This is a genomic window from Paramylibacter ulvae (assembly GCF_014652655.1).
In the GTDB taxonomy this organism is placed as follows: domain Bacteria; phylum Pseudomonadota; class Alphaproteobacteria; order Rhodobacterales; family Rhodobacteraceae; genus Amylibacter; species Amylibacter ulvae.
This window is the reverse complement of record NZ_BMZF01000001.1, coordinates 152288-166982: the sequence shown is the minus strand read 5'-3', so window position 1 is coordinate 166982 and position 14695 is coordinate 152288. Positions and strand designations below refer to the sequence as shown.

The following is a 14695-nucleotide window of genomic DNA, read 5'->3' as shown; positions in this document are numbered from 1 at the left end:
CAGTTGATGAATATCGAAAAGGCCCTGCAATTGCGGGGCCTTTTTTTATGGGGCGGTTAGTGTTTCGCTCTGCTCTTTCGTCAATGCATCCATTGGCACCACAATCGAATGAATACCAAATACCGTCATCCCGGATCGGGGCAACAGACGTAGCGATTGTCGCTCCACTCGCATCCATCCCTGCCCTGTCGGTGCGGGTCTGTGTGGCGCATTTTCTAAACGTGGTTGATGCAAATCGGGATCGGCATAAACCATCCAATTTGCACGCCATAACGCCCGCCCATCGCGCATCGTATCAAACATGCGCTGCACACGTCGGGCAATATCAGCGCTAAATTCTGGCACGGGTGTATGGATGCGCGACATCGGTTGTCCGATCTTTTCCGATAATGTCCAACTGGCGGGAAAACAAAGCGTGGCACCTTCTAAGACATGTTCATCACCTTGCTTGCCCATCAGGCAAAAATCTTGTTGCACCAGACGCCGCGCAATAATCAATGGATGATCGCCGTCTAACGCAACAACCACCCCGTCGGGACGCGCAACAGATTGATCGGTAATCCGATAATCGGGGTGATTTGCAAGTGCTGCTATCACTAATTCCAACAGCTCCGCCGCGCCATCATCCGCGCCGTCTTGCATGGCAAAAACCGCATCGCGTTTCGTTCCAATCAGATAATCAGCATAGGCTAACTGGCGATCAAACGCATCGTCCACAATCAGCCAATCCACCACATCCAACGGGTTCATCCCAGGCAGTCGACGCAATCGCGGATCCGCCCATGGCGATAACGGCAATTGGGTCTGGCAAATATTTCTAAAATCAACGTTCATATCCGTGTTCTGACAATCAACTCTGTAGAAAACAAGTGCGATAGCGGGCGTAAATATCACGCCAAATTATTGTCCCAAAAAAATTCTTTTGAAAACGCAATGAATTGTGCCACATTTCTGCACATGTCATTCTCGTTACTCAGATTTACGCTCTATATTACGGGGCTGTTTATCGTGGCCATCGGCGCGAGCATATATCTGTTTGGAATTTTTCCAATCGTCCAATTCGCGGCACCATTGGCCGATATATTACTGGGGGATATATCACCGCTTGATCATCTGAACCACGCCGATATCGACAGCGAAATGCGGTTCTTGGCCATCTTTTATGTGGCTTACGGTATGATTATTTTGAACACCGCGTCCGATCTGCGCCGACGGATGCACCGTATTCCTATGTTAGTGGCGGTTGTGTTATTGGGCGCTTTGGGGCGTGGCATATCAATCTATTTCAACGGTGCGCCGCATGGCATTATGTTGATATTGCTCAGCCTTGAAATCGCAGTACCACTGTTCATTTTAATGCTACAACAACGCGCTAAACACCGATTGTTCTAAAAAACGACGCTTATGCGGCGCAAATTGGCGATACGTTGAGCAAAAATCAGACTTTGTTGAATATGCGGAGGATTGATTTTGAACGACCATTACGCATCAACGCGAAAGATTGACCCAACAGCAGGCGCCACCCTGCCCGATGGGACACCCAATATCGCCGATCGCGTTGAAATCGGGCCAAGTTTGCTGGCACTCAACGAATGGACTTCGGCTGGCCTAACACAGCCCAACCTTCCTGCGATGCGCAAATATCGCTGGCAACGATTGGTCGATCATATCAATGCGCGTGGTTATGGCGGGTTGTTGCTGTTTGATCCCTTGAACATCCGATATGCCACGGACAGCACGAATATGCAGCTTTGGAACACCCATAATCCATTTCGCGCCACACTTGTATGCGCCGATGGGTATATGGTGGTTTGGGATTATAAAAACGCGATGTTCTTGTCAAAATTCAACCCATTGGTGCGCGAACAACGATCTGGGGCCGATTTATTTTATTTTGATCGCGGCGATATGGTTGATGCCGCCGCCGATATATTTGCCCGCGAGCTGCGCGATCTGATTGATTTTCACGGCGATGGCAACAATCGTCTTGCCGTGGACAAGGCGATGTTCACAGGGTTTCGCGCCCTTGCTGCGCAAGGTTTTGAAATCATGAACGGTGAAGAGCTCACCGAAAAAGCGCGATCAATTAAAGGTGTCGATGAAATTCACGCCATGCGTTGTGCCCATCATGCTTGTGAATCTGCGGTGCGCGAAATGCAAGATGCAGTGCGCGTTGGTATGTCAGAAAATGAAATCTGGGCTGAATTGCACCGCGCCAATATCGCACGAGGTGGAGAATGGATTGAAACGCGGTTGCTGACCACAGGACCGCGCACCAATCCTTGGTTCCAAGAATGCGGCCCACGTCAATTGCAAAATAATGAAATTCTGGCGTTCGATACCGATCTGGTTGGATGTTATGGTATGTGCATCGACATCAGCCGCACATGGTGGATTGGCGATCAACCGCCCCGCCCCGAAATGATTACCGCGATGCGCCATGCCCATGATCACATCATGGAAAATATGGCACTGTTAAAACCCGGTGTCACATGTGATGAACTGACATTCGGGGGGCATAAATTGGCGCCACAATATGTGCGCCAACAATACGGTTGTCGGTTTCATGGGGTCGGTCTGTGCGATGAATGGCCACTTGTTGCATATCCAGAAAACCACGTCACAGGCGCGTTTGATTATGAACTGCAAGCAGGCATGGTTTTATGCGTCGAAGCTTTGGTCAGCCCAGAGGATGGGGATTTTTCTATCAAGTTAGAAGATCAGGTTTTGATAACAGATGAAGGTTATGAAAACCTCACAACCTATCCTTTTTGTCCGCATTTGATGGGTGAAAAGATTTAGCTGTTTTGCACCATCACAGGCTGTTCATTCAACAAACGACGCAACCGCAGCCCCAGTAAAACCGCCGCGACACCCAGCCCGAAAACCAAGCCCCACCACACACCCGTGGCACCCAGTCCAAACCGAAACCCAAGGAAATAGCTGGTTGGCAAACCGACAAACCAGAATGACACCACCGCGATCATCATCGGGATTAACGTATCTTTTAATCCACGCAACAATGCGGACATGACCAACTGCAACGCGTCCACAATTTGAAACATTGCCGCAACAACCAACAATGTGGACCCAAGCGCGACGATTTCCACCACACGGGTTTCTTCGCGATCCAAAAACAGCGGGATTAAACGATCCGGCACGACCAGATACAGCACCATCGTAACCACCGCGATGGCCACGGCCAAGATCACTGCCACAAATGATGCACGGCGCAATTCGTTGTTTTCGCTGCGTCCCCAAAACCGCGCCGCACGCACGGTGGCCGCGTTCGACATGCCAAGTGGGATCATGAAAAAGATCGTTACGATCTGCAAAACAATCCCATGTGTGGCCAGCGCCAATGTCCCAAACGCACCAACCATCAATGTCGATGCGGTGAACAATCCTGTTTCGGCCAGCATTGACAGGCTGATCGGCCAGCCCAATAAAAACACTTCTTTTAATCGATGAAAATCAATTTGGAAAAAGCCACGGTAAAACACGTATCCGCGGATTTCTGTGCGCCAATAAGCATAAAGCAGAAATGCAACCAACGTGGCGCAGGTGGTCATTACCGATGAAATCGCAGCCCCCCGCGCACCCAATTCGGGCAGACCAAAATTGCCAAAAATAAACGCATAATTCAAAACCGCATTCCACGCCGCCCCTGCGACAACAACCCAGAACACCACCTGTGTTCGTTCAAGGGCCGAGAAAAAGCTACGGGTGACAAAAACCAATGCACCCGGAATCAATGCCCATTGCGCAATCGACATATATTCGCCCGCGATATGCGCCAATTCAGGTTGCTGCCCTGTCAACAAAAGGAAATTTTCCAGAAAACTGAGCGGGATAATCGCAATCAGGCTGTAAACCAACGCGATCAATGCGGCCATACGCACAGATTGGCGTACCTCGCTATCACGTCCTGCACCAATGGCATTCGCTGCCATTGGCATTACCGCAAAGGCAAAACCAGACCCGATCAACAGCACAAGTATAAACACCTGTGTTGCCAAAATCGTGCCGGCCAATTCTTCCACGCCATACCAGCCCAACATGACCACATCCGTTGTCTGAATTAACATCTGTGCCAGATGCGACCCAACCAATGGTGTGCCCAATGCGAGTGTAGAGCGAACATGTGATGACCAGCTTTGCAAGCGATTACCTAATAATTTTGTTTTGCAATACGCAAAACCCAAATGAACATTTCGATGGCTATGTAATGTCTTGTGCGAGAATGTATAATTTCTTCTTCAAAAACGGTGACTATAATCACTGTTTTTCGTTAAGTTTAGAATAAATGTCACGTCGTTTTATTGAAACCGATACATTCAATTCCTACTTATCCCTCACGCTCAGAGGGAACATTGCAAAATGGTTGGGCGATTATCGAGTTACCAGCATCTGCCGCTGGTTGAATTAAGCCGCCACGCTATGTGGCAATGGGGAAAAAATGATTAAAGCTGCTGTTATCGTCGCCACTCTTGTGGCCTCTCCTGTATTTGCGGGATCTTGGAATGGGTCAACAACGGATGGCATCCGTCTGGCCAGTGTTACAACCAAATCTGCCGATGAAATCGCGGTGATGTGTGACGTTGGGATCAACGCCCCAATCTCTGCAATCACATTTGCCATCAATGGCACGGCACCAATGCCAAATTCCAGCGTGATGATGCAATTTGACAAAGACGCGCCAATTTACGCCACCACCGATATCGAAGGCGGCATTGGCACATTCGCCCACCCCGATGTGGAACAGTTCAACCGCATCGTCGGGTTGATGAAATCCAAATCACGGGTCAAGGTGCGTCTCTTTAACGGTGCCACCGCCACATTCGCCCTTGCCGGTTCATCCGCCGCTATTGGTGATAAATGCGCAGTGCATGGCGATACAATGCAAATGGCATCGCAATAATTGCTATACCCTATGGGGCAACTTGTTCTATGATCTTGCGAAACGAGCAATAACGAGAATCAAGAGCCCCAATGGCCCCAAACGACCTATTCAAAGACGAACCTGAAAAATCATATGATGCATCCTCTATCCAAGTGTTGGAGGATATGGAACACGTGCGCCTGCGCCCTGGTATGTATATCGGTGGTACGGACGATCGCGCGTTGCATCACATGGTAGCGGAAATCATCGACAACTCGATGGACGAAGCAGTCGCAGGCCACGCCAATTGGATCGAGGTGGAATTGCATGCCAATTTCCACATCACCGTGCGCGATAACGGGCGTGGTATCCCCACGGACATGCACCCCAAATTTCCCGAAAAATCCGCGCTGGAGATTATTTTCTGCACCCTCAACGCAGGCGGTAAATTTTCGGGCGATAGCTATGAAACATCGGGCGGCTTGCACGGGGTTGGTTCATCCGTGGTCAACGCCCTGTCTGATCATGTACGGGTCGAGGTTGCGCGCAACCGCGAATTGTTCTCTATGGAATTTTCGCGCGGCATTCCGCAAACCAAATTGACAGAACTTGGCCCAATCCTAAACCGTCGCGGCACTACGGTCACATTCCACCCTGATCCCGAAATCTTTGGCGCAACGGCGAAATTCAAACCAAAACGCCTGTATGACATGGCGAAATCCAAAGCCTATTTATTTTCAGGCGTTGAAATCCGTTGGAAATGTGCGCCCGAATGCCTGGGCAAAGACGACGAAACACCCCTAACCGATACATTCCATTTCCCAAATGGTTTGGCGGATTACCTCTCGCAACGGCTCGAAGGGGCGACAACCTATTCCGACCAACCCTTTGCGGGCAAGGTTCAATTTGCGGAAAAGTTCGGCAATAACGAGATCGGCAATGTCGAATGGGCGATCAACTGGACCCCATCACGCGATGCCTTTACCCAATCATATTGTAACACCGTCCCCACACCAGAGGGCGGCACACATGAAAGCGGATTTTGGTCTGCTGTCCTCAAGGGGATCAAGGCTTACGGCGAACTCGTGAACAACAAAAAGGCCGCGCAAATCACCCGTGACGATGTCATGGGCGGTGGCTGTGCGCTGGTATCTGTCTTTATCCGCGAACCCAAATTCGTGGGCCAAACCAAGGATCGCCTTGCCACGGTCGAGGCGACGCGCTTGGTTGAAAATTCCGTGCGCGATCACTTTGATAACTGGCTGGCGGCGAATAATAAATTCGCTGGCGCCATTCTAGATTACATGGTGCTCAAGGCCGAAGAGCGTCTGCGCCGGCGCCAAGAAAAAGAAACCGCACGCAAATCCGCCACCAAAAAACTGCGCCTGCCGGGCAAGCTGACGGATTGTTCCAATTCCGCACGCGAAGGCACCGAATTGTTTATCGTCGAGGGCGATAGCGCGGGTGGCAGCGCCAAAATGGCGCGTGATCGCAAAACCCAAGCGCTCTTGCCGCTGCGCGGTAAAATCCTCAACGTGTTGGGGGCTGCGTCCAATAAAATGGCGACAAATAACGAAATTAACGATTTATGTCAGGCACTTGGCGTGAGCATGGGTGCGAAATTCAACGTCGAAGATTTGCGTTATGAAAAGGTCATCATCATGACCGATGCGGATGTTGACGGTGCGCATATCGCCAGCCTGCTCATGACATTTTTCTTTACCCAAATGCGCCCGCTGATTGATCATGGTCATTTGTATATGGCCTGCCCGCCCCTGTTCCGCCTCACCCAAGGCTCGCGCCGTGTTTATTGCATGGATGATCAGGAAAAGGACGAGATGATGGCCAAGGGTTTGGGCGGTCGCGGTAAAATCGACATTTCACGATTCAAAGGCTTGGGCGAAATGGACGCCAAGGATTTGAAAGAAACCACCATGATGCCAGCCACCCGCCAATTGATCCGCATCACCATTGACGAAGATGAACCGGGTGAAACCGACAGGCTCGTCGATCAACTGATGGGCAAAAAGCCAGAGCTGCGCTTTCAGTATATTCAAGAGAATGCGAAGTTTGTTGAGGAATTAGACGTTTGAGTGACCCGATTCATTGGATAGAGTACGTTAAGGCGTTCGGTCCAATTTTGGTTGCAATTGTGGTTGGTTATATTGCCTATCAACAATGGCAGGTAAATAGAGCATCTTTTAAAGAAAAGATGTTCGATAGACGCTACACGATTTACAAGGGCACCCAAAAATTTCTAGGAAGTATTTTAAGAAGCGCACGTGTTGAAGATGAAGAATTTTTTGAATTCATGGGAGTAGTAGAAGAATCAAAGTTCTTGTTTGGTTCGGACGTATCATCATATCTTGAAGAAATAAGAGTTCATTCGATTGATATGAGGCTTTCACATTCAAAATACCAAAACCTTCCTGTAGGCGATGAACGATCAGAATTTGTGGCCAAAGAACATGCCGAGCTAAAGTGGTTAAACGATCAACTTGGTCTACTAGTTTCCAAATTTGAAAAGTATATTAATTTCGGTAAGTTCTGAAACAAGGAATTTCAAAAGATCAACCTTCCGCCACCCACATGTCCGCCACATGTCCCACGGGTGTCCGACGCATGTCCTACATTCTAAAAGGTTAACGTGAAATTGGCTGGGATTAGTCCCACTCAAGCCGCATTTCAAGGCGCATCATACAGGCGTAAATTGCCAGTAAATTTTCATCCGCCAGCCCGCGCCATTCATGGCCTTCGCCATATCTGTCTTTCAACGTTTCGCGGGTTTTATCGTCTAAAAATCGCACACGGCGTTTTAATTCAGCGACGCGTTTTTCGACCAAAGCCACTGAATTCACGGCAAATTTTTCAAAAAACGGGGACAGGCCGATCACCTCGTGCATCAAATCCGCCTCTTGCTTGGGCGTCAGCGGTGCACGTTTGGTCGGCGCGGATTTTTGCGCAGTTTTACTTTTGACTGGTCGATGAAACTTGGACCAGATATTCGAAGTCGTCACAGTATCCCCCCACTCAATACATGCAAAAACACGTCTTTTTCATCGTTAAAAATATTAACGAGCGGTAGGTTCTACTATAGGCGGTAAATGACCCTTTTCTACCTGTCCTTTTAGACAGGTACCTGCCATCAGGTCAGGCAAAAACTGTAATTAAATCAAGCCTCTTCGGCGCGCATCGACAGTTCCAGCCATTCTTCCTCTGCGTTTTGCAGGGTTTCATGGCGTTCCACCAAACCATCGGTCGCTTTCTGAAATTTTACCGGTTCCTTAACGAACAGTTCGGGGTCGCTTAAAAACGCTTCCAGCTTGGCAATTTCCGCTTGAAGCCGTTCAATTTCTGCGGGCAAAACTTTTAAACGATGGCTCTCGGTAAAGCTCAACTTTTCATCATTTTGCGCGGGCGCTGACGCCACAGGCGTTTGTTTTTGCGCCTTTTTCTTGGCCTTGACTGCTTTCGCTACCTCGCGGCGTTGGCTCTTGTAATCAGACCAGCCGCCCGCATAAACCGTAGCGTTCCCGTCACCTTCCAGTGCAATCGTGGTCGTCGCGATGCGATCCAGAAAATCACGATCGTGGCTGACCAACAGCACCGTGCCATCATACCCGTCCAGAATTTCCTGCATCAAATCCAGCGTTTCCACATCCAGATCATTTGTCGGCTCGTCCAAAATCAAAAGATTGCTTTCCTTGGCCATAATCCGCGCCAACAAAAGCCGCGCTTTTTCACCGCCAGACAAGACGTAAACGGGGCCACGTGCTTGATTTTCATCAAATAAATATTCTTTGAGATATCCCACAACATGGCGCGGATTGCCGCGCACCATGATTTGATCGTTCTTGCCAGACACGCCCAATTCGGGGTCCTCGGTCAAGCTATCCCATAATGTCATTTCGGGGCGCAGCGCAGAACGGTTTTGATCAAAAATCGCAGGCAGCAATTTTTGCCCCATCCGCACAGAACCCGTATCAGGTTCCAATTCGCCCGTTAACATATTTAACACCGTGGTTTTACCCACACCATTTGGCCCCACCAACGCGATACGTTGACCGCGCGTGACCTTGAGCGAAAAATCACGGATGATCGTGCGATCACCAAATTGTTTTGATATATCAAGCGCTTCTAACACCAGCTTACCCGATTTTTGACCGCTATCGAGCACCATGGCCGCCGCACCTTTGCGCATGATTTGACCCGCGCGTTGGTCGCGCAAATCGGCCAAGCGACGCACCCTGCCCTGATTACGTTTGCGCCTTGCAGAAATGCCCTCCACCGCCCAGCGTGCCTCTGATTTTATCAGACGGTTCAGCTTGTGGCGTTGTTGGTCCTCTTCTTCGAACACCGTGTCGCGCCAATCTTCAAATGCTTCGAACCCTTTGGGGTTATTGCGCACAACACCGCGATCCACCCACAATGTGCCACGTGTGAGGCTTCGCAGAAATGCGCGGTCGTGTGAGATTAGGACAAATGCTTGATTTGTTTGTTTTAAATGGTCTTCCAACCACTCAATGGCTTGGATATCCAGATGGTTTGTCGGCTCGTCCAGCAGCATCAAATCGGGTTCTTCGGCCACAATTTTACACAGTGCCGCGCGGCGCCGTTCCCCACCCGATGCGGTGGCAGGCGTGCGATCAAGATCAAGTTTCAAACCCTCGGCTACGATATCAACCTTGTAAAAATCCGTTTCCAACAGATCGGAACGCGCATAATCGCCAAGGGTTGCATAGGCCGTCAGATCGGGGTGTTGATCCATGTAGCCAACCGCCTTGCCCGGGCGTAAAAACCGATCACCATTATCGGGTTCAATTAGTTTTGCCATGACCTTCATCAGGGTGGATTTACCCGACCCGTTGCGCCCCACCAAACAAAGACGGTCGCCGTCGTGAATGGACAAGGAAAGCCCGGCAAAAACGGGATCGCCGCCAAAGGTGAGATGAAGATCAGAAAGGGTCAATATCGGTGGAGTAGCCATGCCAGTGCTATCATTCATCTGATGCGCGACGTCAAGGTGATTTGACGGAGGAAATATTGCAAAATATGCGCGCAGCGCTTGCCAGTCCCGATGCATCTGCGTAAAACCCAGTAGCAATAAATTTCTGACAGGTGGTAATAATGCTTTCAGCCATGCGCAGCGGTAAAAATCGCTATTTTTTCTACGCTCTTTTAGGGCTTTTGGCTCTTGGTTTGATCGGTTTTGGATCGGGTAATATCGGCGGCGGTTCTGCGCGATCAATTGGCAAAGTTGGCGAGCAAAGCGTTTCCATCAACACCTATGCCAACACGTTGAACAACGCGGTGCAAACCATGGCACAGCGATTTGGGCGCACACTGTCCCCTGCGGAAATTGAGGGGCTGGGTTTACAGCGCAATGTTCTCTCGGCTGTGCTTTCAAGTGCAGCGCTGGATAACGAAGCAAAACGACTGGGCATCAGCGTGGGTGACACGGCGGTTGCAACAACCATTCGTCAAACTCCGTCTTACCAAGGTTTGGATGGAAGTTTTGACAAAGAAGCATATGAATTTGCTCTGGAACGTTCAAATGTCAGTGCGGGCGAAAACGAAACTGCAATCCGCGAAGGTTTGGCGCGTGCCATGCTTGAACGCGCGGTTACATCTGGTTTGACAGGTGCGCAAACACAGGCAATGAATTTGATATCATTTGCAAATGAAACGCGTGATTTCGATTGGATTGAAATCGACGAAACCAATTTGGTGCAACCAATCCCTGCGCCAACAGACGAACAGTTGAACGCGTTTTATACGGAAAACCCAGATCGTTACACCACACCAGTGGCACGCGAAATTACCTATGCTTGGTTGTCGCCAACAATGGTTGAGGATCAGGTTGAAATTCCAGCGGATGAATTGCGCAATGCATATGATCTGCAAACAGAGCGTTACAATCGCCCAGAACGTCGTGCGATTGATCGACTTGTATTTGCGGATAACGATGCGGCCATAGATGCACGCAACCGTTTGGATTCAGGAAGCATTACATTCGATGCGCTGATCACCGAACGTGGTTTGGAACCAGGCGATGTTGATTTGGGCGAGTTGACCAAAGATGACGTTTCAACGGGTGCCGCGGATGGATTGTTTGACCAAGATGAACTGGGCGTATTTGGCCCATTCGACAGCGATCTTGGCCCTGCAATTTATCGTATTAATGCAATTTTACAGGCCGAGATCACCAGCTTTGAAGACGCCGAAGAAGAGTTACATGCCGAAATGGTTGGCGATTCCGCTGCGCGTTTGGTGTCGGGTTTGTTAAGCGACATTGACGAACGGTTGGCTGCGGGTGCCACATTGGAAGAGCTGACAACAGAAACCCAAATGGAATTGGGTCAAATTTCATTCACATCAGAATCCGAAGACAGCATCGCCGCATATGACGAATTTCGCGATGCAGCAGAACAAGCCAATGTTGATGATTTTCCAGAAGTGTTGGAATTATCTGATGGCGGATTTTTTGCACTTCGACTGAACGAAATCAAAGATCCAACATTGCGTCCGCTCGCGGATGTAAAGGATATGGTAATCACCGATTGGATCGCCGCAGAAACAGCCAAAGCGTTGCAAACACGCGGCGAAGCCATCATCGCTGAAATCGCATCTGGTAAATCCATCGCAGATTTTGATGTGGTTGTTGAAACAAAAACTGGAGCCAATCGTGGGGCACGCGACGAACAACTGCCTATCACTTTGATTTCTGATTTGTTTGAACTTGACCTTAACGCGGCAACGTTGGCCGCCACCGACGATACAGTTGTGATTGCTCAGCTGAAAAACATCACGGCGGTGGATGGCGAAACCGGTGAAACGGCTATTTTGTTGGATACTGTCAATACCGAGCTTCGATCACAGGTGTCTGCGGATATTTTGGATCTATTTTCCCAGGCCTTGCAACAAGATGCGGGTGTGACGCTTAATCAGGTTGTGATCAATTCTGTTGATTCACAAATCATATCAGGCCAATGATTATTTCCCCTGCTTTTGATGATTTTGCGCGTGGGTTTGATGCGGGTAAAAATCAGGTGGTTTACACCCGTTTGGTTGCGGATTTGGATACGCCCGTATCCTTGATGTTGAAACTGTCACAGGCACGCAAAAACAGCTTTATTCTGGAATCTGTGACGGGTGGCGAGGTGAAGGGGCGATATTCCATATTGGGGATGCAGCCCGATGTCATTTGGAAATGCCACGGCGATAGCGTTCAGATCAATCACAAGGCGCTGTATGACGAAGATGCGTTTGTGGATGAAACATCTGATGCGCTCACGTCATTGCGCGCCCTGATCGCCGCCAGCCGCATTGAATTGCCCGCCGACCTGCCCCCGATGGCGGCGGGTTTGTTTGGGTATCTTGGCTATGACATGATCCGCCATGTGGAACATTTGCCAAATGTGAACGTTGATCCGCTGGGTTTGCCCGATGCGGTCATGACCCGCCCATCCGTGGTGGTTGTGGTTGACGGTGTCAAAGGCGAAATCACATTGATCAGCCCCGCATGGGCAACCGGTGAAATGTCGGCCAAGGCGGCATATGCACAGGCGTCTGAGCGTGTGGCGGCAGCATTGCGCGATTTGGATCGCCCCGTGGCCCCCGAAACATTGGAACCCCACGGTGTGGCCGTTGGTGAACCTGTGTCCAACATGACCAAGGATGAATATTTCGACGTGATCAAACGCGCCAAAGAATACATCGTCGCGGGTGATATTTTTCAGGTGGTGCCATCACAACGCTGGACATCGGAATTCAACCTGCCGCCGTTTTCATTATATCGCGCGCTGCGCCGCACCAACCCGTCACCTTATATGTTCTATTTCAACTTTGGCGGGTTTCAGGTGATTGGTGCCAGCCCCGAAATCTTGGTTCAAGTAGAAGGCGGCAAAGTTACCATTCGCCCCATCGCTGGTACGCGCCCACGCGGTGCAACCCCCGAAGAAGACAAAGCATTGGAATTGGATCTGCTCGCCGATAAAAAGGAATTGGCAGAACATCTTATGCTGTTGGATTTGGGCCGTAACGATGTGGGCCGCGTTTCCAAAATTGGCACGGTCAATCCCAATGAACAATTCATCATCGAGCGTTACAGCCATGTGATGCATATCGTATCAAACGTGGTTGGACAGTTGTCCGATGATCACGATGCACTATCCGCCCTGCTCGCGGGGTTGCCCGCAGGTACTGTTTCAGGTGCGCCCAAGGTGCGCGCAATGGAAATCATCGACGAATTGGAACCCGAAAAACGTGGCGTATATGGTGGCGGTGTTGGGTATTTTTCGGCCAATGGTGACATGGATATTTGTATCGCGCTCCGCACAGCGGTAACCAAAGATCGCAAACTGTATATCCAAGCAGGTGGCGGCGTGGTTTATGACAGCGACCCAGAATCAGAATTCCAAGAAACCGTCAATAAATCCAAGGCCCTGCGCCAAGCGGCAAAAGAGGCTGCGTTATTTTCCACCCAATCTGGAAATGGTTGATTAACGTTTTTTGCGGATTGCGGCGCTGATAGGCACGATTGAAACACCCGATGCTTTGCCGCTTTGTACCCAGCTTTGCAATGCGTCAAATGTTGTCGCGGTGCCTGATGCGATCACAATCGCACTGCCGTCTTGGTTGGCCTTAAAAACCGCGCGGTTGAGGTTGTTATAAATCGCATCCGCATCTTCGCCATTTGCGTCAAGAACGCGAAAAACCGAACCAGATCGCATTGCTCGTTTCGCCGCCTCGCGTGGGGTTGGGTCCAGACCACGTTTATATGAAATAATCGCATGTCCACTTTCGGCAAGCACATTCAAAACATCCTTTTGCGCCACATGTTGTTTTTGCAACGTGCCAAGCGGATTATCAATGAATGCCACCGCCGTTGGAACAGCAGACAGGTAATCACGCACCACGGTTGTGCGTGTATCGGTATCGTTGCCATCAGTAACCCCCGCACCAGATGTCATTGGGTTTTCGACCAAAACTTCAAAACCAGCGCCGTAATATTCCGCCGCTGCACGTTTTGAATCCAGCATATCGCCTGAAATGGCAAAGCTCGCGGCAAAATCAGCCTTGAGCAAATCCGCTCGGCTCAACCCATCAGGACCAAGGTCTTGGATCACGATGGCGATGGCGGGTTTATCATCAGAAATGTATTCTTGGGAAAAACTATCAAATGCACCAAAGGTTTCTTCGGGTGTTACTGGTGTTGCCTCTTTGTTCGTCTCACTCTCGAATAACAGTTGGTTTTCAGACGTTTCGCCGCCAACTGTGGGTAATCCGCTGTTTGATTTTTCACCGATGCCCGTACCAATGCGCACTGCTGGTTTTGTGGTGTTTACCGCCACGTCATTGGTTTCTGGTTCGTTGAATTCTTCATTGCTTGGCAAAGTTTCTGTGAACGTTGGTGTCGCTGGCTCTGCCACTTGCGTGGCGGGTTCTTGGGCATCAACGGTTTCTGACACGCCAACCATGCTAGGTTGTAACGCGGGTGTGGTTTCTGCCGCACTGATTTGTGTGTTTACGGGCTCTGAATTGCTCCTGCTATCGTTGTCATCGGGCTGCGTGGTGCCATCGGCGTCATCGATTTGAGGGGATTCTGTATCCGTGGATGGTGCAACTTCTGATTCTGCATTTCCCGCGTCGGTTGCATTGCTTGGCGCAGAATCACTTGTTGCTGGTGCAACTTCGGTATTGGCGGTTGGTGGACTTGTTGCAATTGGACTGCGAACAGAGACCAAAAATAACAGCAAACCGCATGCCAAAAGGCCGAAAATGAATCCTGAAATGGCTTTGACGAATGTCATT

12 protein-coding genes are annotated in these 14695 nt (G+C 49.9%); 7 read left to right on the top strand and 5 right to left on the bottom strand.

The features are described 5' to 3' along the window. Positions 1-45 precede the first annotated feature (45 nt). Positions 46-798: a heme-dependent oxidative N-demethylase family protein gene (locus IE094_RS00900; protein WP_229801949.1), complete on the bottom strand. Its 753-nt coding sequence runs from the start codon at positions 796-798 to the stop codon at positions 46-48. Between the two features lie 159 nt (positions 799-957). On the opposite strand from IE094_RS00900, the gene IE094_RS00895 reads away from it, so the two are divergent. After that, complete coding sequence (locus IE094_RS00895; protein WP_229801948.1) at positions 958-1392, top strand: DUF4345 domain-containing protein; 435 nt, start codon at positions 958-960, stop codon at positions 1390-1392. A 78-nt stretch (positions 1393-1470) separates the two neighbouring features. Beyond that, a complete protein-coding gene (dddP, locus tag IE094_RS00890; RefSeq protein WP_189638692.1) occupies positions 1471-2802 on the top strand; it encodes a dimethylsulfonioproprionate lyase DddP in 1332 nt (443 codons plus the stop codon). Here dddP and IE094_RS00885 read toward each other — a convergent pair. After that, complete coding sequence (locus tag IE094_RS00885) at positions 2799-4163, bottom strand: MATE family efflux transporter (RefSeq protein WP_189638691.1); 1365 nt, start codon at positions 4161-4163, stop codon at positions 2799-2801. The genes dddP and IE094_RS00885 overlap by 4 nt on opposite strands. A gap of 296 nt (positions 4164-4459) precedes the next feature. Between IE094_RS00885 and IE094_RS00880 the strand changes: the two genes are divergently transcribed. From IE094_RS00880 to IE094_RS00870, 3 genes are all read left to right on the top strand, one after another. Beyond that, the gene (locus tag IE094_RS00880) at positions 4460-4921 is read left to right on the top strand and encodes a YfjT/YkfB family phage-associated protein (RefSeq protein ID WP_189638690.1); all 462 of its coding nucleotides are present in this window, start codon (positions 4460-4462) and stop codon (positions 4919-4921) included. A 71-nt stretch (positions 4922-4992) separates the two neighbouring features. After that, positions 4993-6975 carry a DNA topoisomerase IV subunit B gene (parE, locus tag IE094_RS00875; RefSeq protein ID WP_189638689.1) on the top strand — a complete coding sequence of 661 codons (1983 nt, stop codon included), beginning with the start codon at positions 4993-4995 and terminating at the stop codon, positions 6973-6975. Beyond that, complete coding sequence (locus tag IE094_RS00870) at positions 6972-7433, top strand: hypothetical protein (RefSeq protein ID WP_189638688.1); 462 nt, start codon at positions 6972-6974, stop codon at positions 7431-7433. Before parE ends, IE094_RS00870 begins: the two co-directional genes overlap by 4 nt. A 112-nt stretch (positions 7434-7545) precedes the next feature. Here IE094_RS00870 and IE094_RS00865 read toward each other — a convergent pair whose 3' ends face one another. Both IE094_RS00865 and IE094_RS00860 read right to left on the bottom strand, forming a co-directional pair. After that, on the bottom strand, positions 7546-7899 hold the full coding sequence (locus IE094_RS00865) for a hypothetical protein (RefSeq protein ID WP_189638687.1): 354 nt from the start codon (positions 7897-7899) through the stop codon (positions 7546-7548). Between the two features lie 155 nt (positions 7900-8054). Continuing rightward, positions 8055-9869, bottom strand: coding sequence for an ABC-F family ATP-binding cassette domain-containing protein (locus tag IE094_RS00860; protein ID WP_189639400.1), 1815 nt, complete (start codon positions 9867-9869; stop codon positions 8055-8057). Between the two features lie 140 nt (positions 9870-10009). Here IE094_RS00860 and IE094_RS00855 point away from each other — a divergent pair, with 140 nt between their 5' ends. Then, on the top strand, positions 10010-11875 hold the full coding sequence (locus IE094_RS00855) for a peptidylprolyl isomerase (RefSeq protein ID WP_189638686.1): 1866 nt from the start codon (positions 10010-10012) through the stop codon (positions 11873-11875). Beyond that, positions 11872-13383: an anthranilate synthase component I gene (trpE, locus tag IE094_RS00850; RefSeq protein ID WP_189638685.1), complete on the top strand. Its 1512-nt coding sequence runs from the start codon at positions 11872-11874 to the stop codon at positions 13381-13383. Before IE094_RS00855 ends, trpE begins: the two co-directional genes overlap by 4 nt. Here trpE and IE094_RS00845 read toward each other — a convergent pair whose 3' ends face one another. After that, positions 13384-14694 (bottom strand): divergent polysaccharide deacetylase family protein, encoded by a 1311-nt coding sequence (locus tag IE094_RS00845; protein ID WP_189638684.1) that lies wholly within the window; start codon positions 14692-14694, stop codon positions 13384-13386. Position 14695: the final 1 nt, after the last annotated feature.